The sequence below is a fragment of the uncultured Streptococcus sp. genome, from assembly GCF_963456385.1.
In the GTDB taxonomy this organism is placed as follows: domain Bacteria; phylum Bacillota; class Bacilli; order Lactobacillales; family Streptococcaceae; genus Streptococcus.
Genome location: NZ_CAUOLF010000007.1, coordinates 50,712 through 71,601 on the forward strand (window position 1 = coordinate 50,712; position 20,890 = coordinate 71,601).

Annotated in this window: 21 protein-coding genes; 5 read left to right on the plus strand and 16 right to left on the minus strand. The window is 43.7% G+C overall.

Features of this window, described 5'->3' with window-relative positions; translation table 11 throughout:
- Window positions 1-5: 5 nt before the first annotated feature.
- From RP262_RS04090 to RP262_RS04130, 9 genes are all read right to left on the minus strand, one after another.
- On the minus strand, window positions 6-1,388 hold the full coding sequence (locus tag RP262_RS04090) for a VWA domain-containing protein (protein ID WP_002908291.1): 1,383 nt from the start codon (window positions 1,386-1,388) through the stop codon (window positions 6-8).
- Window positions 1,389-1,405: 17 nt separating this feature from the next.
- A complete protein-coding gene (locus RP262_RS04095) occupies window positions 1,406-1,903 on the minus strand; it encodes a hypothetical protein (RefSeq protein WP_002908293.1) in 498 nt (165 codons plus the stop codon).
- Window positions 1,904-2,043: 140 nt separating this feature from the next.
- The gene (locus RP262_RS04100) at window positions 2,044-2,499 is read right to left on the minus strand and encodes a prepilin-type N-terminal cleavage/methylation domain-containing protein (RefSeq protein ID WP_311154395.1); all 456 of its coding nucleotides are present in this window, start codon (window positions 2,497-2,499) and stop codon (window positions 2,044-2,046) included.
- Between the two features lie 79 nt (window positions 2,500-2,578).
- Window positions 2,579-3,052: a prepilin-type N-terminal cleavage/methylation domain-containing protein gene (locus RP262_RS04105; RefSeq protein ID WP_311154396.1), complete on the minus strand. Its 474-nt coding sequence runs from the start codon at window positions 3,050-3,052 to the stop codon at window positions 2,579-2,581.
- A 115-nt stretch (window positions 3,053-3,167) separates the two neighbouring features.
- Window positions 3,168-3,641, minus strand: a complete 474-nt coding sequence (locus RP262_RS04110) for a prepilin-type N-terminal cleavage/methylation domain-containing protein (protein ID WP_311154397.1) — start codon at window positions 3,639-3,641, stop codon at window positions 3,168-3,170.
- A 169-nt stretch (window positions 3,642-3,810) separates the two neighbouring features.
- The gene (locus tag RP262_RS04115; RefSeq protein WP_125378295.1) at window positions 3,811-5,037 is read right to left on the minus strand and encodes a type II secretion system F family protein; all 1,227 of its coding nucleotides are present in this window, start codon (window positions 5,035-5,037) and stop codon (window positions 3,811-3,813) included.
- Window positions 5,038-5,040: 3 nt separating this feature from the next.
- Entirely contained in the window at window positions 5,041-6,105 is a 1,065-nt protein-coding gene (locus RP262_RS04120) for a type IV pilus twitching motility protein PilT (RefSeq protein ID WP_002899359.1), read from the minus strand.
- Window position 6,106: 1 nt separating this feature from the next.
- A complete protein-coding gene (locus tag RP262_RS04125; protein WP_125408847.1) occupies window positions 6,107-7,789 on the minus strand; it encodes a GspE/PulE family protein in 1,683 nt (560 codons plus the stop codon).
- A 1,127-nt stretch (window positions 7,790-8,916) separates the two neighbouring features.
- The gene (locus RP262_RS04130; RefSeq protein ID WP_311154398.1) at window positions 8,917-9,804 is read right to left on the minus strand and encodes a cation diffusion facilitator family transporter; all 888 of its coding nucleotides are present in this window, start codon (window positions 9,802-9,804) and stop codon (window positions 8,917-8,919) included.
- Window positions 9,805-9,973: 169 nt separating this feature from the next.
- On the opposite strand from RP262_RS04130, the gene RP262_RS04135 reads away from it, so the two are divergent.
- The gene (locus RP262_RS04135; protein WP_311154399.1) at window positions 9,974-10,495 is read left to right on the plus strand and encodes a TetR/AcrR family transcriptional regulator; all 522 of its coding nucleotides are present in this window, start codon (window positions 9,974-9,976) and stop codon (window positions 10,493-10,495) included.
- Between the two features lie 39 nt (window positions 10,496-10,534).
- Complete coding sequence (locus tag RP262_RS04140; protein WP_311154400.1) at window positions 10,535-11,701, plus strand: MFS transporter; 1,167 nt, start codon at window positions 10,535-10,537, stop codon at window positions 11,699-11,701.
- A 26-nt stretch (window positions 11,702-11,727) separates the two neighbouring features.
- Here RP262_RS04140 and RP262_RS04145 read toward each other — a convergent pair whose 3' ends face one another.
- A complete protein-coding gene (locus tag RP262_RS04145) occupies window positions 11,728-12,990 on the minus strand; it encodes a S41 family peptidase (protein ID WP_311154401.1) in 1,263 nt (420 codons plus the stop codon).
- Between the two features lie 3 nt (window positions 12,991-12,993).
- Window positions 12,994-13,575, minus strand: coding sequence for a DNA-3-methyladenine glycosylase (locus RP262_RS04150; protein ID WP_042763746.1), 582 nt, complete (start codon window positions 13,573-13,575; stop codon window positions 12,994-12,996).
- Window positions 13,576-13,855: 280 nt separating this feature from the next.
- Here RP262_RS04150 and RP262_RS04155 point away from each other — a divergent pair, with 280 nt between their 5' ends.
- The 3 genes from RP262_RS04155 (at window position 13,856) to RP262_RS04165 (ending at window position 16,022) form a co-directional block, all read left to right on the plus strand.
- Entirely contained in the window at window positions 13,856-14,251 is a 396-nt protein-coding gene (locus RP262_RS04155) for a hypothetical protein (protein WP_002917987.1), read from the plus strand.
- 164 nt (window positions 14,252-14,415) lie between these two features.
- Window positions 14,416-15,162, plus strand: coding sequence for a DeoR/GlpR family DNA-binding transcription regulator (locus RP262_RS04160; protein WP_311154402.1), 747 nt, complete (start codon window positions 14,416-14,418; stop codon window positions 15,160-15,162).
- A gap of 32 nt (window positions 15,163-15,194) precedes the next feature.
- Window positions 15,195-16,022 (plus strand): Cof-type HAD-IIB family hydrolase, encoded by an 828-nt coding sequence (locus RP262_RS04165; RefSeq protein ID WP_311154403.1) that lies wholly within the window; start codon window positions 15,195-15,197, stop codon window positions 16,020-16,022.
- Between the two features lie 29 nt (window positions 16,023-16,051).
- On the opposite strand, the gene RP262_RS04170 is transcribed toward RP262_RS04165, so the two are convergent.
- Genes RP262_RS04170 through dltA form a run of 5 tightly spaced genes read right to left on the minus strand, consistent with a single transcriptional unit; the run spans window position 16,052 to window position 20,889 of the window.
- Window positions 16,052-16,537, minus strand: a complete 486-nt coding sequence (locus RP262_RS04170; protein ID WP_311154404.1) for an N-acetyltransferase — start codon at window positions 16,535-16,537, stop codon at window positions 16,052-16,054.
- A gap of 40 nt (window positions 16,538-16,577) precedes the next feature.
- Window positions 16,578-17,846: a D-alanyl-lipoteichoic acid biosynthesis protein DltD gene (gene dltD, locus RP262_RS04175; RefSeq protein ID WP_311154405.1), complete on the minus strand. Its 1,269-nt coding sequence runs from the start codon at window positions 17,844-17,846 to the stop codon at window positions 16,578-16,580.
- Complete coding sequence (gene dltC / locus RP262_RS04180; RefSeq protein ID WP_002894204.1) at window positions 17,839-18,078, minus strand: D-alanine--poly(phosphoribitol) ligase subunit DltC; 240 nt, start codon at window positions 18,076-18,078, stop codon at window positions 17,839-17,841. Before dltC ends, dltD begins: the two co-directional genes overlap by 8 nt.
- A 19-nt stretch (window positions 18,079-18,097) precedes the next feature.
- Window positions 18,098-19,342, minus strand: a complete 1,245-nt coding sequence (gene dltB / locus RP262_RS04185) for a D-alanyl-lipoteichoic acid biosynthesis protein DltB (protein ID WP_002899375.1) — start codon at window positions 19,340-19,342, stop codon at window positions 18,098-18,100.
- A complete protein-coding gene (dltA, locus tag RP262_RS04190) occupies window positions 19,339-20,889 on the minus strand; it encodes a D-alanine--poly(phosphoribitol) ligase subunit DltA (protein ID WP_311154406.1) in 1,551 nt (516 codons plus the stop codon). The genes dltB and dltA overlap by 4 nt, the downstream gene beginning before the upstream one ends.
- Window position 20,890 lies beyond the last annotated feature (1 nt).

Consider the following 20,890-nt stretch of genomic DNA (forward strand, 5'->3'; position numbering starts at 1 on the left):
CCTTTCTAGGGTCCTGATACAAACCAGAGATCTTGCTGAATCTGCTTTTTAATATCAGAGAAAGTAGCTTGTAATTTTTCTTCATTTTCAGCTGAAGTGTACTCAGCATCTGTTTTACCTTCTTTGATTGCTTTAGTCAAATCTTGACCATAGCGGACATCTTCTTCCCTCCCAGAAAATCCGATAACATTAACCCTTTTAATTCCAGCTCCAAAAGTTTGTGATACTTTTCCTGAATATTCTATAGATTGTTTTCGTAAGGTTTCCTGAGAATATGGATCATAAGCTGCGTAATCTTCATTACTTGTAAAGTTAGTTGTTAAATCATAAGTGGAATTATTAAATCTTATCCAATAATAACCGTTAGGATAATAAACTTTTATACGATTTCGACTTGATACATCATTAGTTTTGGCAGTAAAGGCATTTGGTACACCATCTGTCAATAATACAACATATTTGAGTTGAGCAGGATTTTTTTGTAAGCTTACCATTCCATAACGTAAACCATCTCCAGGGTTAGTGTATCCCCCTTCATCTAATTTATTGATACTTGTTTCAATTGTAGTAGTCCCTTTATCCAATTCAGAAAAATCTTCCTGAACGTAAGACCCCAGAGTTGAGAAAGCAACTAAATTAACACTAACATTACCGATTGATTTTAAATCCTTCATCATTGCAATAGATTTCTCTTTTAAAATCTTCATTCGACTCGGTCGGTTCGTTTCTTCCACCTCTTTTCCTAGCATATCCCAGGCCATGGAGCCTGATTTGTCAAAAACAAAAGATATAGAAACATTCATTTGTCCTTCAATCGGATCATTCCGATAAGCTATTGCAATTCCTTTCTTTCCTTTAGCAACCTTGGAGAAAACTTGCTTACTATTGAGAGCAGAAATAGCAGTATCAATAGATAACTTGTTACTGGTATCTGGATATTTACCAGTTAGATTATAACTAATCAGTCGATTATCTTTATATAAATCATCTGCTTTAAATTCTAAATCTAGTTTCATATTATAGAGAGACTTAGTCCCTAAATCAGTAATATCCCAGTTTTGCTTACTTTTGTTCCAAACATAATTCCTTACTTTTTTACCATCCTCAGAAAGACCAATATAGCTCCATTCTTTAGTCAAACCTTTTTCACTTCCTTGGTACTTACTATCATCTAAAATAAAGATTGAAGTTGCCTTACCAATGGTTCTATCTACATACTGCATGGAAGTCCTCATCTCTGCTTGGATACTGGCTTCACGTTCAACTAGCTCTCGTCCGGAAAACATAGTATTAAAGATAATGCCTATAATGACTGCTATCATGCTCATCAACATGATCGCCATAATCATCTCAACTAGGGTAAATCCTTTTTGTATTTGTTTCATCATTCCTACCTAATTTATTTTTACTTATTCACTGTTCTCAGGTGTCCTTCTTCCGACCTAATACCTCTACTTTGGAAATTAAAAATGACAACATGCTCATAGTAGTCATTACTTCCAGCCAACTTAGACCTTGATTTAATAGTAATATAGTAATTTTCTGGACCTCTTAATCCTTTTTCAAGCTTCCCATTCATTTCAATCTCAGCTACACCACCATCTTTAAATGTATGAGTTGATTTAACAGGAATGTTTGAAGGGGTTGGACTATTTGCTCTATTCTTAAACTCTTGATAGAGTTGTGATGGATTTTTTTTAGGATCTGCTTCCAAATACGCACCCCACGCCAACTGTGTCCCAGAAGTCGCTGTGTACTTTGCTTTTAGATAGCTATACATGCGTTGAGTCTGCGTTTGCCCTGTATCGACAATGGAAGCCAAAATCCCAATCATAGCTACTAGTAATACAATGGTTACGATAACCATGGGCAGAGTAGAGCCCTGTCTTCTTTTGCCTTTCATTTTATTACTCTCCTAATACTTTTCTACTTTTGATATTGCCAAAATAGCTGTCACAGTCTGACAACTACTTTGGTAATATCCGACTGCTTTAGCAGTCGGAGTAGAGAAATCGCCTCTTTTACATATTGTTAGTTCAATAATTAACTATTAGCTGTTGTACGAGACTTCCAATCATAAGTCCATTTTTTGTAGTTAGGATCGGAATTCGTTTTTCCTGCTGGAATAAACTCTGATACCAACTGACCACCGTCAATCTTGTGAGCTGGATTCTTATCGTTTTTAGCCAAAGCGGAAGCTAAATCACTTTCTTGTTTAGCATTCTTAGAAATATAAGGAGCCAACTGATTAAGACTCTCCAGTTTAGTTTCTTCTGGATTTTCTTGACTTCCAACAAAGGATTGTACCGCTGACATTAGCTCACGATGTTCGGATTGAATACGGGTCTTGCGTGCATTGTCCTGAAACGAAGTGAGGGAAGGAATTGCTACAGCTGCGATGATGGCAATAATGATGATTACCACGATCAACTCTACCAAGGTAAAACCTTTCCCTTTTTTCTTCAAGTCCTGACGGAACTTTTGCAAACTGCTTAACATCCTATGATATCTCTCCTAATTCTTTTTCATAATTATATCGAAATAACTATCCAAATATCTTACTCAGATAATTTGATGATTAATTGTGACCACCTTGTGCAGCAGTTGCGCTTGTTTGAGCTTTCCAATCATAAGTCCATTTTTTGTAGTTAGGATCGGAATTGTTTTTTCCTGCTGGAATAAACTCTGATACTAGCTTACCACCGTCAATCTTGTGAGCTGGATTCTTATCGTTTTTAGCCAAAGCTGAAGCCAAATCACTTTCTTGTTTAGCATTCTTAGAAATATAAGGGGCTAACTGGTTAAGACTAGTAAGGCTCGCATTTTCAGGATCATCTTGGCTTCCAATAAAGGACTGAACTGCTGAAACTAACTCGCGGTGTTCTGATTGAATACGGCTCTTACGCGCATTATCTTGGAATCCAGTAATCGCTGGAATCGCTACAGCTGCGATGATAGCGATAATGATGATTACCACGATCAACTCTACCAAAGTAAAACCTTTACCTTTTTTCTTCAAATCCTGACGGAACTTTTGCAATTTGTTTAACATTATATTTTCTCCTATCTCTTTATTTATAAAGGCTGATAAATAGCCATTTTATATTTTTAAATTTTAACATCTCTCAAATGTAGGGTTTTAATACATCATTACTTAGATGATTTGATTAATTATGGCCACCTTGTGCATTAGTTGCGGTTGTTTGAGCTTTCCAATCATAAGTCCATTGTTTGTAGTTAGGATCGGAATTCGTTTTTCCTGCTGGAATAAACTCTGATACCAACTGACCACCGTCAATCTTGTGAGCTGGATTCTTATCGTTTTTAGCCAAAGCTGAAGCCAAATCACTTTCTTGTTTAGCATTCTTAGAAATATAAGGGGCTAACTGGTTAAGACTAGTAAGGCTCGCATTTTCAGGATCATCTTGGCTTCCAATAAAGGACTGAACTGCTGAAACTAACTCGCGGTGTTCTGATTGAATACGGCTCTTACGCGCATTATCTTGGAATCCAGTAATCGCTGGAATCGCTACAGCTGCGATGATAGCGATAATGATGATTACCACGATCAACTCAACCAAGGTAAAACCTTTACCTTTTTTCTTCAAATCCTGACGGAATTTTTGCAATTTGTTTAACATTTTGAATAGATCTCCTATTTTTTCATAATTTTTACTATTTTCGCCCACAGGGGCATTTGTTTTGTTCCTAGCTGGGAGACCCTACAAACTCCCAGCATCAGAACGGTTTCCTAACTTTTTTTGCAGAGCAGTTGCCCTGCTATCTCCTAAACTTTTCCGGAATGCGTTCCTACTGGTCCACCCCAGATCCTGCATCCACAGCGTGAGCAAGCTCAAACATTGGCAGCATGACAGAGGCAACGATACCTCCGATGATAACCCCCATGACGATGATCATGGCAGGCTCCAAGAGTGAGAGCAGCTGTTTGATCGCTGTTTCAAGTTCTTCTTCATAATAATCTGATGTCTTGATCAGCATGGACTCCAGAGACCCCGACTCCTCACCGATTTTGACCATAGAGAGCATCATCGGTGGGAAGAGACCGGTTGCGGTAATCATCCCTGTCAGACGTTCCCCTTTTTGCAGACCTTCATTAGCTATCTTCATCTTTTCAATGACGACAGCGTTGTTGGTCGTTGCAGCAGCAGACTCAATAGCCTCGACCAGAGGGATACCTGCACTTGTCAAGATAGCCAAGGTGCTAGCAAAGCGAGCAGTGACAATCTTCTGCATCGGCCCCTTGATGACCGGTAGCCAAAGCTTAAGGCGGTCCAGCTGATAGCGACCTGCCTCTGTGCTGCGATAGCGCAGGAAGAGGAAGACTAGAATCCCCGTCACACCGAAGAGGATATACCAGTAAGAGCGGACAAAGTTACTAGCTGCTAGCACAATACGCGTCGGTAGCGGCATATCCATCCCACTCTGCTCAAATATTCCTGAGAAACTTGGAATAACAATATAGAGCAAAGCCAAGACTGCCGCCACAGCTAGAAAGGCCAGGACTGCGGGATAGATCATAGCCCCACGAATCTGGCGACTGGTCTTGAGCTCTTTGTTATAGTGCTCAGACATCTTTTCCAGTACTTCGTCCAGCTTACCAGTCTTTTCACCAGCCTGTACCATACGGATCAGGAGATCGGGAAACATCCCTTCCTGATCCAACATGGCCTTGGACAACTGACTACCTTCTTTTAGGCTTTTGCTGATAACCTTCAGACTTGCCTTTAAGTTTTTGGCATCTGTCTGCTGCTCTAAGATATCCACTGCATTGTTGAGCGGGATACCCGAGTTTAACATAACCGACATCTGCTTACAGAAGAGCGATATGTCCTTGAGCTTGATCTTCTTACTTTGGAAAAGGGTAATTTCCTTAGAGCCCATGACCTTTTCTTCGACACTGATTGGCTTACCTTTGAGACGGATCCGATTGACGGCGTCTGTCCGGTTAGGAGCGTCCACCTCTAGTGTGACGACCCCTTGCCTAGTGTCTAAGTATTTACAAACATATACTGTCATGCTCTAGTACCCCACTATTCCTAGGGATTTTTCAACTTGAGCGCGGTCCACTGAGTAAGACAGCAGCGTTCTTTGGTCGATGACATTACGACGGTAGAGTCCCATGAGCGAAGTGTCCATGGTAATCATGCCTAGCTGAGCCCCTGTTTGGATTGGGGTTAGCAGTTGGTGGGTCTTCCCTTCGCGAATGAGGTTGCGAATAGCGGGTGTTCCCAGCATGATTTCAAAGGCAGCTACACGCCCCTTGCCGGTCGCTGTACGCATGAGCTGCTGCGATACAACCCCTTCCATAACGGCTGAAAGCTGTACACGGATCTGCTCTTGCTGCTCAGCTGGAAATACGTCGATAATCCGGTCCATGGTATTTACCGCACCGACCGTGTGGAGGGTTGACAGAACTAAGTGACCTGTTTCCGCCGCACGCAGGGCGATTTCAATCGTTTCCTTATCCCGCATCTCACCGACTAGGATGACATCCGGGTCCTGACGAAGGGCACCGCGGAGGGCATTTCCGAAGCTCTGCGTATCTGCTCCCAGCTCACGCTGGTTGACCAAGCACTTATTATGCGTGTGCATGTATTCGATCGGATCTTCAATCGTGATGATGTGCTCGTCCCGCAAGCTGTTCATGTAGTTGATCATGGTTGCCAGGGTCGTTGACTTTCCGCTTCCTGTTGGCCCGGTAACCAATATCAGCCCCCGGCGTTTCTCAGCCAGTTTTTTGATAACTGGTGGCAATCCCAGAGATTCCATAGATGGAATATCCTTGGGAATGACCCGCAAGGCAATCCCGCAGTTGTTTTTCTGCTTAAAGATATTGACCCGCAAGCGATAGCCATTGTCGACCTCGTAGGCACAGTCCACTTCACCGACTTCTAAAAGATGAGCAATCTGCTTCTCATTTAAAATATGCTTGGTGAAGCGAACCGTGTCTTCGTTGGTCAAAATTGTATTGTTGAGTTGTGTTAACCTCCCGTGCAGACGCATGGTTGGCTCAGCGCCAACCGTGAAGTGGATATCTGATGCACCCGCTTCAATCGCCTGCTTAATTAACTCATCCAAATTCATCCTAAACTTCCCCTTCTAGACTAAAGGCAATCTTCATTGCTTCTTCAATCGTTGTAGTCCCCTGTTTTGCGATATCAATGGCCTCCTCCGCCAAGTCTCGCATACCATTTTTCTTAGCTTCTGCTCGAAGCTGTGACGTTGTTCCACCATCATTAATTAGTGATTTAATCTCCCTTGTCACCGCCATGATTTCGTGGATGGCAATACGTCCATAGTATCCCGTGCCGCTGCAGTAGTTGCAGCCGCGTCCGCGATACAAGGTGTCTCCCTTGTGAATACCGATACCTGCATGTTCATTTGTTTCTACAGTGTATTCAGTCTTACACTTAGGACAGATGCGCTTAATCAAGCGCTGTGCGATAATACCGACAGTCGCCGTTGAGACCAGATAAGGCTTGATGCCCATATCGACCAAACGGTTGACTGTACTAGCTGTGTCATTGGTGTGGATAGTCGAGAGAACGACGTGACCAGTGATAGCGGCCCGAACCGCGATACTAGCTGTCTCTTCGTCCCGAATTTCCCCCAAGAGAACGATGTCCGGGTCCTGACGCAGGATACTTCTCAAACCACTCGCGAAGGTCAGTCCAGCTTTATTATTTACCTGAACTTGGTTGACCCCTTCCAATCGGTACTCAACCGGATCTTCAACAGTGATGATATTTTTTCCTACATCATTGAGCTCACGGAGCGCTGTGTAGAGAGTGGTTGTCTTTCCGCTTCCTGTAGGACCAGTCAGCAAGATGATGCCTTCTGGTGCCTTAAGAATATCTTCAAAGAGCTTCTGATTGGTTGGCGAGAATCCCAACTCCTCTTTACTGAGGAGAGTTGCATTCCGGCTCAAAATCCGAATAACGATTTTTTCACCGAATACAGTAGGCAAGACTGAAACCCGCATATCGACTTCTTTGCCGTCGATGGTTGTTTCAATCCGTCCATCCTGAGGAATCCGCCGCTCGGCGATGTCCAGACCACTCATGATCTTAATCCGTGTCGCAATGGCTGAGTGAGCATTGGCTTTCAACTGCATGTTTTCCACCAAGGTTCCGTCAACCCGGAAACGAACACGAACAACTTTTTCAAAGGGCTCAATATGGATATCGCTGGTCCGCGTCTTGATTGCCTGACTGATAATCGAGTCAATCAAACGCACAACCGGAGCGTTTTTGATTTCGAGATCTTCTTCAACGATCTCTTCATCCACATTAAAACCTTCGATTTCGGTCGCTGCCTGTTGGGCTTCTTCTCCTTTAGAATAGTATTGATCGATATACTTCTCAATATCATCCCGAAAAGTTACATAAGGTTCTACCGCCATCTTAGAGACGATTTTAACGTCATCTAGGGCGATATAGTTGCTTGGGTCTGCCATTGCAACTATTAATTTCGGTTCTTCATCCGCTTCTCCATCGGTGAAGGCAATCGGAATCAATCCATGACGTTTAGCAACTTTTTCTGAAACCTTCTCGACAGCTTCCTTTTCTATCACAAATTGTGATAGATTGACATGAGGTACACGGTAATAGTAACTCATGACTTTCAGCATATCTTCTTCTGTCACATAGCCCTTGCTGATTAGATATCTCTCTAACTGCATGTTTGATTGTGGCATATCTTGAAGAATTTCTTCTTTTTGAGCTGCCGTTATCAGATTGAATTGAACCAATATAGCGATTAGTGCCATTTGTTTCTCCTGTCTGTGATTTTTTTGTAAAAATCCTTCAATTCTTTCTATGCGTTAATAGATAACAGCTTTCTTAAAAAAATCTCCCTCGCTTAAAGTTTCCTTTAAGGTTTCTTTAAGCTTTTTAAGTTAGGCTAGTACATGGAAAATTTACCAATAGAACCAAACTTAATGTTTTAAGTTAGATGCTTTGAGCAGTATCTCCATTTGATAAACCTAGTAAACAGTCCTTAAGTCAATCCTAGGATTGATAAGGGACGTTTTAGTTTTGTGTCAAAAGGGGCGCAAAAAAGCAGATGCCAAAAACATTTGTTCTTGCGTTCTTAAATACTATACAAAGCAAGTTCTCTTGCAAAATTTCTCATGCTTTTAGATGCAGGTTAAACCGTGTGTGTGTGAAGTTGGTTTAACCCGAATCATCAAGCAGCCATTGCCATAAGATAAGAATTCTTATCTTATGGTTTTTCTTTTTACCGATATGCATATTGTGGTAGGAAATGCTAGGAACAAAAGCTTTATTTGCTTTAAAAAACATTTACCTATCACAGTATATGACATAATTGACATCTTGTCAACAGGTTTGCCTCGAAAAAAATGATTGCATTTAAAAAAATGTTTAATTTTGATAAAAGCTTGTTATATCAACGTTTCTAACGTTTTTTAAATAGCTTTTTTTCTTTCAAAGTTTAAAAAACAGCAAAATTTTTGAGGGAATTTCTCCCCTTTACTGCTTCTTTTTCAACCTTCAGATGGACAGTGTGACAGCATCTGTCTTCTTCTAATCGGTATTCGATATGCTTAGGAAAGGCGCTTCAGGACAAGGCTTAGCAAGCTTTGCCTGTTTCTTCCTACTCAATAGTATATGCTAAAGAAAATGCATTGTCAATACATTTGCATTTTATTATATGTAGAACTTCTCTAAAAATGCACAATGTAATCAGCTTGTCTATTTTTGCAAGCAAAGTAACAAGATTTAAAAAGCTAGAATTTTCAGACAGGGAAATAGAGGAATTAAATAAGAAGAAAATCATAAAAATAGAACCAGTTAAGTGATGAAAATTAGACTGCAAAACGAAAAAACAGCCCGAAATATCGGACTGCAGAGATATAGTTTATAGTAGCACTATTTAAGTATGAAGTTTTAAATCGCCTTCTCCACCTATACACCACTCTTCATGCTCTTCCAAGCTACTATCTGTCTGAATAGTGATTTTGGTAATACCGTAAGCTTGCAGTTCTTGACGCAGGGTGGTTTGGGTCTCGGCTAGAAGCTCTGGATTTTCAAGACAGATATGGATCATGGCAAATTTTTCCAAACCGTCTGTGGTCCAGACATTGAGCTGGGTAATAGCCTGAACGTTTTCAACCGCCAGAATTTCCTGATAAAGCTGGCTCAAATCAATATCGCTTGGGATGTGATCCAGAAAGATCTTGATGTTTTCCCAGAACTTAGGCAGGGCCTTGCTGAGGATGAAGCCTGCAATGAGCAGGGAAAGCAGCGGATCAAGAAAATACCAGTCGGTAAAGCGCAAAACAATAGAGACCAGAATAACAGCCACCCAGCCCAGAATGTCCTCTAAGAAATGGAGACTGAGAATGGATTCATTATGACTGTGTCCATGCCCATGGCCCACGACCTTGCTGGCTGCTAAATTGACTATAATGGCAAAAATACCCAGCACCAGCATGCCGTCATAATTGACCTTTTCAGGTGCAAATACCTTGGGTACATTTTCGATAATCACCAAGGTAGATCCGACTAGCAAGATGACCGAGGTCAGCAGGGCTCCCAAAAGGCTGTAACGCTTGTAACCCAGAGTGTATTTCTTGTCTTCTTTTTTATTAGAAATTTTTTCAAAAAGGGTAGAAAGTCCGATGGCCATCGCGTCTCCTGTGTCGTGCACAGCATCGGCTAGTACAGCGCTGGAATTGAACATAAAGCCAAAGATAAACTCAAGAATGGCAAAGGAAAAGTTTAATAGAAAAGCAATAGTCATATTTTTACTAGATTTCACGGCAGCCTCCTTTCAGTTTGGCTAAATTTATAGTATAATGTAATCAAAACGGAACACCTTGTTCAGTTTTCTTCATCTTTATTATCCCTTATTCTCAGAAAGGAAACAAGAAGCAATTGAGGGGCTTTGTCTGTTACTGAACAATCCTGCTCTTTTGTTCCGAAATGCTATGGACAGACGAGTCAAGAAATCACGCGCAGCTATTTACCAAGCTTTTATCAGCCTGCTGCATCAAAAAAGCTATGAAAACATCACCGTGCAAGAAATCATCGACCTGGCAGACGTTGGCCGGTCGACTTTTTATGCCCATTTTGATACCAAGGAAGCTTTGCTAGAGGAGGTTTGCCAAGACCTCTTTCAGCATACTTTTCTTGAGCGCGACGACGGCAAGGATCTCTTTGAAGCAACCACGCATATTTTCCAGCATTTTCAAAAGAATCAGGACAAGATTGCAACCTTGCTGCTTTCGAAAAATATCTATTTCACCAACCGCTTAAAGATTGAGCTGGAAAACTATCTCTTTCCGATGATTCAGGAGCAGCTCCTGCAGAAAAAATCTCAGCTGCCAGAGCCCTTTCTAAGAAATTATGTGACTTCTACCTTTGTGGAGACGGTCAGCTGGTGGCTCCAGCAAAAGAAAACATTACCAGAAACAGTTATCAGCCAGTATTTTCTGGATTTGATGGACTGATTTTATTTTGATACTTATAATAGGAGGAAACTTAACTTTATGAAAAAGCAACATTCGACATTTTTGCTTCCAGGTATTCTGATGGTGGGGGTTGTCCTACGGGCGCCTTTTGCAGTGCTACCTGTTGTGCTGGGAGATATTGCTAAGGGACTGCAAGTTCCCGTCAACTCTCTGGGACTGCTGACTAGCCTGCCCTTAATCATGTTTGCCCTCTGTTCAGCCTTTTCCCCACGCCTGGCTCAAAAGGTCGGCCTGGAAAAGCTCTTTACCATAGCCATGATTGTGCTGACTCTGGGCTCTTTTATTCGTATCTTTAACCTGCCTCTACTCTACGCAGGTACAATCATGCTAGGGGCTGCCATCGCTGTCTTAAATGTGCTCCTGCCCAATGTCATTCAGGCTAATCAGCCAGAGAAAATTGGATTTCTAACCACGCTTTATATCACTTCTATGGGACTAGCTATCTCAATCATGTCTCCCTTGGCTGCACCTATTGTCCGCTTAGCTGGCTGGAAAGGCTTGATTCTCGTCCTGACCCTCATCTGCTTACTGGCCTGCTTAATCTGGCTGCCCAACAGCCGGCACAATCACAAACTGACTAGTAAAAATCGCGAGCAGCAAATGGGCTCCCTGCTAAAAAATCCTAGAGTATGGGCTCTGATTATTTTTGGTGGCCTGCAATCTTTACTCTTTTATACAGCTATCACTTGGCTGCCGACTCTTGGACAATTGGCTGGACTTTCTGATGATGCTACTGGATTCTTAGCCTCTATCTTTTCAATTATCAGCCTTCCTTTGGCTATGACGATACCTAGTCTGACAACGCGTCTATCCGCTAAAAAACGCTTGGGGATGATAGCTCTCTTTTCTGCAACTGGTATGGTTGGTCTGGGCATGCTGCTGGTCAAGACAGATTCCTTTGTCTACTGGCTCATCCTCAATCTGCTAATCGGTATGTCCGTCAGCGCCCTCTTCCCCTACCTCATGGTCACTTTCTCGCTCAAAACCAGTACTCCTGAGCAAACCGCTCAGCTATCTGGCTTAGCCCAGACTGGTGGTTATATTCTGGCCGCCTTTGGACCTAGCCTCTTTGGATACAGCTTTGATTTATTCCATTCCTGGACTCCAGCCATCCTCATTCTCATTGGCTTGGCTGCCATTGTGACACTAACACTCTTTTACATTGAGAAGTTTGACAAGATCTAATATAGACGAAAAAACGCTTAGAAATCCTAAGCGTTTTTGCAATAGTTGAGGCACTCTTCCAGGTCCACATCCCGTTCTAAGTGCTCTGGTGTCCAAGGAATCAAGATATCTGGTTCAACTCCCTTGTCATTCATGCCCTTTCCTTGATCAATCCTAATGTCACGTGAAGTGGGAAACAGGAGCTCATAGTCACCAAAATCCTTCACACAGCAATTGGAATAATCTAAAATTCCCATAGTCGGACGCCCTAGGACCGTAACCTTGGGCATCTTTTTCATAGTATCAACAAAATTATCACCTGAAGACCCACAGGTAACATCTGCTAGCACAAAGACTTTTTCAGGTCGAGCTAGGCCTAGGACATCTGGCAGAAAGTTTTGATTGCTGTCTTCATCGCCATAGAGGACATAACCTTTCCCCCGATTTTCTTCTAGCTCTTTTAGAAATTCTTTGATGATTTGGTGAGTTTCTGCTGACAAGTTTGGATCTTTTAGGATATTTTGCATGAGTTGCTGACGCAAATCAACATTTCTATCAGTATAGAGAATCTCCATCCCATCATCGCTTGGCAAATCTAAGTCACTGAAGGTCTTTCCCTGAGGGAGAGTATATTTGAAAAGTGGATAATAAAGCGAGTCCGTCCCGCCATAATTGACTCGAACATCAATGATTAAATACTTGGCCTGCTCAATAGCTGCTTGACTGTCTGCATATAGCTGACTGATAGCAGCCTCATCCGTAAAATCTTCTAACTTGAGATAAACGATGTCCTCAGAAAGATTGCGCCATTCAAACTGCGGTGGCTTCTTTGGGTGAGCGGTCGGCTGAACATGCAGTTGCTCCTCCTTGCCATTGCGTACCACCGTAACTTCTCCTGCATGCCCCACAAAGTAAGCCCACTCCTTGTGCTGTCGCTCTGGTGTGGAACTGACAAAATAATCCTTGTGATCTTGATACACCTGAGGCAAGGCTTTTCCATCTAAGGCTAGAATCTGGTCTCCACGTTTCAGCCCCGTATCGCTATTTGCCTGCAGGACGTAGAGGCAGTCTTGGTAGTATCTCAGTTTAAAGCCGGGCGTTTGCGTTTCCTTAAGTCCAAACCAAACATGAGACAAAATTCCAAAACTGGCTATATAACAATGCATCTGGTAAAGAAAGTCCTCTTGGCTCATCTGGTCTGTGATACGCGCTCGATATTCTTCGGGATTTGCACCCAGAATGTCTTTCTTTGTAGAGGAATCCTCTCGCATAATTTCTACGACTTGCTCAAAAATCTCTGTTTTCTTCATCTTTTACTCCTTCTTCCAGGTGTACTCATCATCCAGCAGGCCTCGCTTGGGCATTTTTGAGACATGACGATTGCCGGCCACATAAAAGCCCAAAGGCTCATCCAGCCAGGTATCTGTGCAGGTCACGCCAATCCGCGGACGGCTGGCAATCTGATTGGGAGTCAGGTCATAGGCTAATTGCAGACTGGAGGTCGCTAAACTCTGTCCATCAAAGCGCTTATCAATCCCAGCATACTTGGTTAACTTGCCAGGGCCGTTAGCTAAAAGGCGGCCATCCTGTAGCTCCAAGGCTCGAATCAGTATGGCTTCGGCCACATTTTCAGCCTTAGTCACCAGATTCAGCATCTGATGGCCATGAATCTGATAGATATACCAGTGACCAGCTGGCAGATACATGGATTCATTCTTAGGGGAGCGACGCCCTCTAGCCGAATGACAGGCGCTGTCCTGACTTCCTAGATAGGCTTCTGTTTCGACAATCCGGCCTAACTTCTGGCCATTTAGAATCAGCTGCATACCTAGCAAAGCTCGCGCTGCTGCAACTGTGTCTGTCTCAATTAGTTTCTGGAAATTTCTTGATAACATAGGTTGATTATAGCATGATTTCTCCATTTACAGAGGAAAAGAAATGTTGCAAAAATGTTATTTTTCTCCTTCTCATAGACTCATTATTTATTACAAAAAGATTACGATGCAAACAGCCAAAAAATCGTGGAAAAGCTTATAAAATCTATTTATTGTCTAATTGCATTGCATATATTTTGTAACATTTTTATTAACAGAGTATGTTATTTATGTATCAATCCAGTTTTTCATTGCTTCAAATGAAATATTTGTTTAATATTATACTAGAAGGAGGGGTAAGATGAAAAAATTATCTAAAATTTCTTTATTTTTATTACCACTAATTGCACTTTTCTTTTTGGCAGCTTGCGGAAATTCTGCAGATAAGAAGACTGAAGAAAGCTCAAGTTCCAGCTCAAGCGTATCTTCTTCATCTAAAGCTAAGACAAGCTCTAGCAGCACATCTGAAGAAAGCGGCAGTGCCAAAGTCAATGTAAACGGCGGAGATGCTAGCGTTAATGTAAATGGCGGAGACGAAAGCGGAGATGCTTCTGTTGAAACTAACGGAGACGGTAGTGCTAATGTACAAACTGACAACGCTGGTGTTAGCGTAAATGAAGATGGCGTTCATGTTCAAGGCGGCGGTGTTGATGTTAAGGTCGGCAGCGATGGATCTGTCAATATCCAAACACCTTAATTGAAAAACATATTTCGATTATTATAAACCATGAAAACCGAGAGTTACTCGGTTTTTTTGATTTTCTCCAATGTAATTCTTAATGACTTATAAATGATTATAAATACTTTTAAAAACTTATTCATTATGTTATACTCTATTTAGAAAAGCAGGGAGGGACAACCATGTACCAAGAACAACGCTTAGCTGAAATCTTAGAGCTCTTGGCTGAGAAAAAACAGCTGTCAGCCAAGGATATGATTGAGCATTTTCAGGTTTCTAAAGATACTATTCGGCGAGATTTTTCGATTTTGAGCGAGCGTAGGCTTGTGCAGCGCACCCACGGAGGCATTATCCCGCTGGATACTAGCCGGCAAATCCCGTCCTTTAACGACCGTATCAACCAACTAAGTCAAGAAAAAAAGGCTATTGCTCAGAAGGCTCATGGCTTTCTCAAGCCGGGGCAAATAGCTTTCTTTGATGTCTCAACCATCGTTCTCCATCTGGCTCAGCGCATCAAGGAGCCTATGACAATCTACTCCCATTCTCTGGATAATGCAATCATGCTGAGCAGTCAGGACAAAGTAGACTTTCACCTCTTAGGTGGGAAATTTTATCCCAAAAACCGATTCTACTACGCGCTCAATGAAGCAGAGCTGCTGCAGCAAATTTCCTTTGACATTGCCTTTATCGGTGCAGCTAGTGTCTCTGATGGTCTAGTCAGCTTCGAAGACGAGGCCGATGCTCACCTGAAAAAACTGGCTTTGAAACACGCCAAGGTTAAGATTCTGCTGGCTGAGCAAGACAAATGGCAGAAAGAGTCTAAGTACATACTAGGTCCTGTCAGCGACTTTGACTACTGGATTACGGACCAAGAGCCCGGCCCTGAAGTCCAAAAACTGCTTGGAGACAGGGTTAAAATAATTTATTAAATCGATTCATTAGACACATAGGAGGACGCCCCATGACAAAACAAGCGATTCGCCTGATTATCAGCGACATTGACGGCACCATTTTGGACGATCAGCACCAAGTGGATCCTAAGCTCAAGGATATGATTCCCCTACTAAACCGAGAAAAGATCCCTTTCGTTCTGGCTTCTGCCCGCTCTCCTCTAGGCATGGAGCCCATTGCCCGTGAGCTGGGACTGGGAGATAATCCGTTAGCCTGCTACAATGGCGCTCTGGTCATCAAGGGCGACCCGCAAGCTTATGAAACCATTATCGATCACCCTCTGGATAAGGAAGAAATCCGCACTTTTCTGGAACTTGTCAAGGCTGAATTTCCTAGCGTGTCCATCAATCTCTATTCTGGTAAGGATTGGATTGCTGACCGTCTGGATAAGTGGGTACAGATAGAGGCTGCTATTACAGGGGAGCAGCCGATGATTCAGAATGTACTAATGCCAGTGCTGGACGTGCTAATGCCCGCTCACAAGTTACTCCTCATTGATGAAGCGCCTGTCATCCAGAAACTTCACGACTACCTGCAAACCTTGGACTTTACCAAGACAGCCTTTTACCTTTCTAAGGACAACTACATGGAAGTCACGGCCAAGCATGTCTCCAAGGAGCAAGCTTTGTACGAAATTGCCCAGCACTACCAAGTGCCCCTAGAGCAGGTCATGACAATCGGAGACAACTTCAATGACCTTCCTATGCTCCGCCTGGCTGGACTTGGAGTCGCTATGGGCAATGCCCCTGAAGCAGTCAAAACCGAGGCAAAAGCCGTCACCAAAAGCAACAATGAGCACGGGGTCGCGGAAGCTGTCGAAAAGTATGTTTTACTATAAGGCAAAAAATCTGCTCAAGGGCAGATTTTTTATTGATGATAATCATAAGCTAGGCGAGGACTGCCGTCTGCCACATGAATAATACCGCACTCCCTAAAGCCGTAGTTCAGGACAGCAGCCTGCATAGGCTGATTGTCCGCATGAGTATCAATTCGCAAATAGGGAATCTGCTGGCAGCAAAAATCAAAGACCTGACGGGATAGGCCTCTGACTTGCCCGTTCGAGGCGATGCGGTGAATGGTGCCGTAAGGCTCTGCAAAATACCAGCTGCCCTTTTCGATGACCTGATAGGTCGGGTCTTCTCCGATGATAAAGGCAAAGGTGCCGACCAGCTGCCCTTCTTCCTCGACAACAAAGGAGTGGCCAGCCACAATATCTTCCTCAATCAAACCCGCGCTGGGATAACCTCCATCCCACTGAGTCGGATTGCCCTGATCTTTCATGAACTGTCGGGCAACATCATAAATCGCCATAATGGCTGGGATATCTTCTATTTGGGACAAACGAATTTTCATCTTTCCTCCTTTATAAAAATAAGGCTGGGAAGTCCCAACCTTATTTGAATTCTTCTGGTTTGCCAGTATGCTGAGACCATTCCCTAGTGAAGAAACGGTCATTCATATGGTAGTTTGGCGCCGGCTGTGGATTGGCTACAAAAGGATCAACCGCCTTGTCAAAAGCCAGCCAGCCATTCCAACCCATGTGAATAGTGTCCTGCATGAAGTAAGGCTTGTCGCCATCCTTAGAAAAGTCAGCAATGTTGGTAAAGCCCTGACTTTCCAGCTGATAGCGAATCTTAGCCACTGTCCGCTGGTACATTTCTGGACTGAGTCCTGTATACTCCATCCACTTAGAATTGACCGGTGGAATGATGAAGATGACATTGGTCTTTGACTTGGCGAACTGGTCCAGAACCAGCTGCAAGTCGTTGTACTCAGGAGATTTTTCATAAGATTGCTTGGTTTGAAAACCTCTGAGCTTGGCAACCTTGCCGGCCAGACGGGTCTTGTAAAATTGATTGTCTATGCCGAATTGGTTGTTATTGGTCTTCTTCTTGGCTTCTGCTGTGGCAATCTCTTCCAAAGCTTTATAGGAGAAGGTATCTGGCAGATCCGCCATATAAGGCAAAATTCGCTGGTCATAATTTCCATTATTAAGGGCAGCAAAGTTGCTAAAAAAAGCATCTTGGCGCTCATTAAGATGAGCCATCATCTCAATATGGCGCTCTTCAAAGCTGCTCAGCTTTTTACCTTCAGACAGCTTCTGGACGCTCTCTGCCATAGCGACATCTGGATAGAGCTGAAGGAGGCGCTGGGCTGCATATTGCGCCGCCGCATCTCCCTGCTGCTGAGACAGATAGGCCGTCAGCTGATCGCTATTGAAGTACTGCTGAAAGGCCGAAGCATCATAGCCAGTCTTGGTAAACCACTGAGGTGACACCACATAGACCGCCGTTTGCCCCTCCAACTCAGAGGACATCTGCTGCATACCAAAGTACTGATTAAATGATGCTGCCCCACGCTGACCTAGAAAATAAGGCCGATAGGAGCGGTCGTACTTCTCAGCCAGCACTGCTGGATGCATGCTATCAAAGCGCAGCCATTCGCTAGAGCCAAAAAAGGGAACAAAGCGCATCTTCTTATCGGTCAAGGCTGTCACTTTCTTACTGCGGCTCTTGAAGTTTTCTGCTGTCAGGGTCACTGCCGAGCGCTTCTCTGCTTCTATATCATGCTTTTTATCAAGCGGATAGAAGAAAAAGAGCAGGGCAACCATGACCATAGCGCAGAAAACTGGCCCCAGAATCAGCCAGAGTCGTTTAAGCATTGCGAAGCTCCGTTACGCCTTCAACGATTTTATTGGCTGTGTTCCAGTCATCACGGCCAAACTCTGACACTGGCACGCGGATATCAAAACGGTTTTCCAGCTCAACAATCAGTTCGACCGTTCCCATACTGTCTAGGACACCAGCATCAAACAAATCCTCGTCCATCATGTCTGACACATCTTCCATAAATAGTTCTTCAATAATTTCAATTACTTCTGCTTTTATATCCATTTTTCTTCCTCATTCATTTTTATTTTTTAAACCAAAGCTCATTTAAAAATCCCGAAAAGATTAAAAATGAGAACATGACTGCGTGAAAGGTCACCACAATCCCCAAAGCTTGAGTCCATTTATTGTCTGGCAGAGGCGGAAGCCCCTTAGCCTTGCGCTCCTTGTTTAGCGTTTTCTTCTTGCGCAGCCAGGCATCATTGACGACCAGACCAGCTCCATGAAAGAGACCGTAGGCGATATAGTACCAGGTCACACCATGCCAGAAGCCCATGATCAGCATGTTGATCAGATAGGCTACACTAGAGGTCGTGTTGCGGTTTTTAAAGACCTTATTGCGCATCAGGACCATGACCAGCCGCATAAAGACAAAGTCACGGAACCAAAAGGACAGACTCATGTGCCAGCGATTCCAAAATTCTTTCAAATCGCGTGAGAGAAAAGGCTTATCAAAGTTGATAGGGCTCTTGATTCCCATGAGATTGGAAATAGCTAGCGCAAACATCGAATAACCGGCAAAGTCAAAGAAGAGATCCAGACCAAAGACATACATGACGCCCAGAGTCCCCAGATTAAAGAAACCGCCGGTATAGAGAGCGTAGGTCTTGACATGACCCAGCAAGAGATGTCCAAAGATATGGGCCAGGATAAACTTATAAAGGAAGCCTAGCATGATATACTTGACAGACTGCTCTAGCATATCCAGCAGCTCATCTCGCTCAGGAATGTTCAAATAGTCTTCATTGAAACGCTTAAAACGATCAATGGGTCCACTCGAAAAGGTCGGCATGAAGAGCAGGAAACGCAAGAACTCCCAGAGCGTGAACTCTGTCAGAACCCCATCGCGCATCTCAATCATCATCCCTACCGAGCGAAAGGTCAGATAGGAAATTCCCAAAAAGCCAAAGAGAGACTGATGACCGCTGATTGCGGGCTCTACCTTAACAAGCACAAGCGGCAGAACCGCCAGCAAGGTATGCAGATAAAAGATCCACTTGCTGTCCCGCGACCGGCGATAGAGCTTGTATGAGTAAACCCAAACTATCTGCCAGATGACATAGCCCAGCAGAGCACAAAGCTGCGCCAGACTAGGGCCTGTCAGCATCAGGACGATAAAGACCAAGCTGACCAAGGCTTCATAAAGGGGGAAGCGTTTCTTAAAGAAAAGTCCAACAAAGATTGGCAGAACTGCTAGAACGATATAGACAAAGTAAACTGGATTGCCGTAGGGTTCCAAGTGAGGCAGCTGTTTCAAGAAATCCATCATCGCTTATTGACCTCGCTAATCAGCCCCTTGATGTCAATCTTGCCATTTGGAGTCAGAGGCAGGGTCTCTCGATAGAGGAACTTGGACGGCATCATGTAGGACATCATGATATCCTGCAGATCTTCCTTGATTGCCTTGGTAATATCAATTTCCCGCTCAAACTGCTCAGCCACACCGTCTTTGAGAATGACATAGGCCAACAGGTTTTGGACCTTGTGGTCCTTGTTGTAGCGGGGCACAGCCACTGCAGACTCAATGTATTTCGATTTGTTCAGGTTCTGAGACACATCCTCCAGCTCAATACGGAAACCATTAAACTTGATCTGGAAGTCCATCCGGCCGCCGTAGAGCAATAGGCCTTCATCTGTCATTGAGCCGACATCTCCTGTATGATAGGCTGGCAGACCTTCAAATTCAAAGAAGGCTTCAGCAGTTTTTTCAGGATTATTCAGATAGCCTTTGGATACGGCTGGGCCGCAGACGATGATTTCTCCCTGCTGGCCATTCGGTACCTTCTGCCCTTCTTCATCAATGACAAAGGTCGGAGAATCCGCCTTGGTATAGCCAATCGGCAGGCGCTTGCAATGTTGCAGCATCTCATCTGTCACTGCTACTGCAGACAGGGCCACTGTTGCCTCAGTTGGACCGTAAGCATTGATAATGCGAGCTTGAGGGAAGCGATCGCGAAGCTTCTGAGCTGTCTTGACCGTCAACTCCTCGCCGTCAAAGTAGAAATGCGTCAGCTGAGGCAGCTTCTGGCTGTTAAAGTCCTCCGACAGCAAGGCCATGTCCGCGAAGGAAGGTGTCGAAGTCCAGATAGCAATAGGCAGACTGAGAATCGTCTCAAACAGCTGCTTGAAATCCTGAGTCACAGCCGAAGGTAGGGCAAAAAGAGTTCCTCCCAAGGCCAAAGTCGGCGCCCAGTACATGACTGACAAGTCAAAAGAATAAGGCGGCTGAGCCAACATTTGAGGACGAGCCGGAGTCGCAAACTCCTTATCTGTAATCATCCAATTCGTAAAGCTGAGCAGATTATTGTGGGAAATCTGCACTCCCTTAGGCTTGCCAGTCGTCCCTGATGTGAAAATGATATAATAATTATCATCTCCCTGCACCGGATGGCTAAGCTCATAGGACGCTCCCTCTCTGAAGGCTGCCTGAATTTGCTCAGCACTAAAAATAGGGGCTGCTACATCTGCCAACGGAAAATCGTTGATGGCAATAATCAAGCTTGGCTCAGCAACTTCCACAATCGCTGCCACGCGCTCCAAGGCTGAATGACTGTCGATAGGAATGTAGGCATGACCAGACTTGGTCAAGGCCACAAAAGTAGCCAGCATTTCGTATTCCTGACCGCCAAAGACCACAACTGGAGACTTGTCAGGAAGTCCCAAACGGTCAATCTGAGCCGCCAACGAATCGGAATCCTTCTTTAAATCGCCATAAGTATGAACTTGACCTAAAATATCATAAACCGGAAAATCCGGCTGCACCTGAGCAAAATGCTCAATCGCTTCAATCATATCATGTATCACTTTATTTGACATT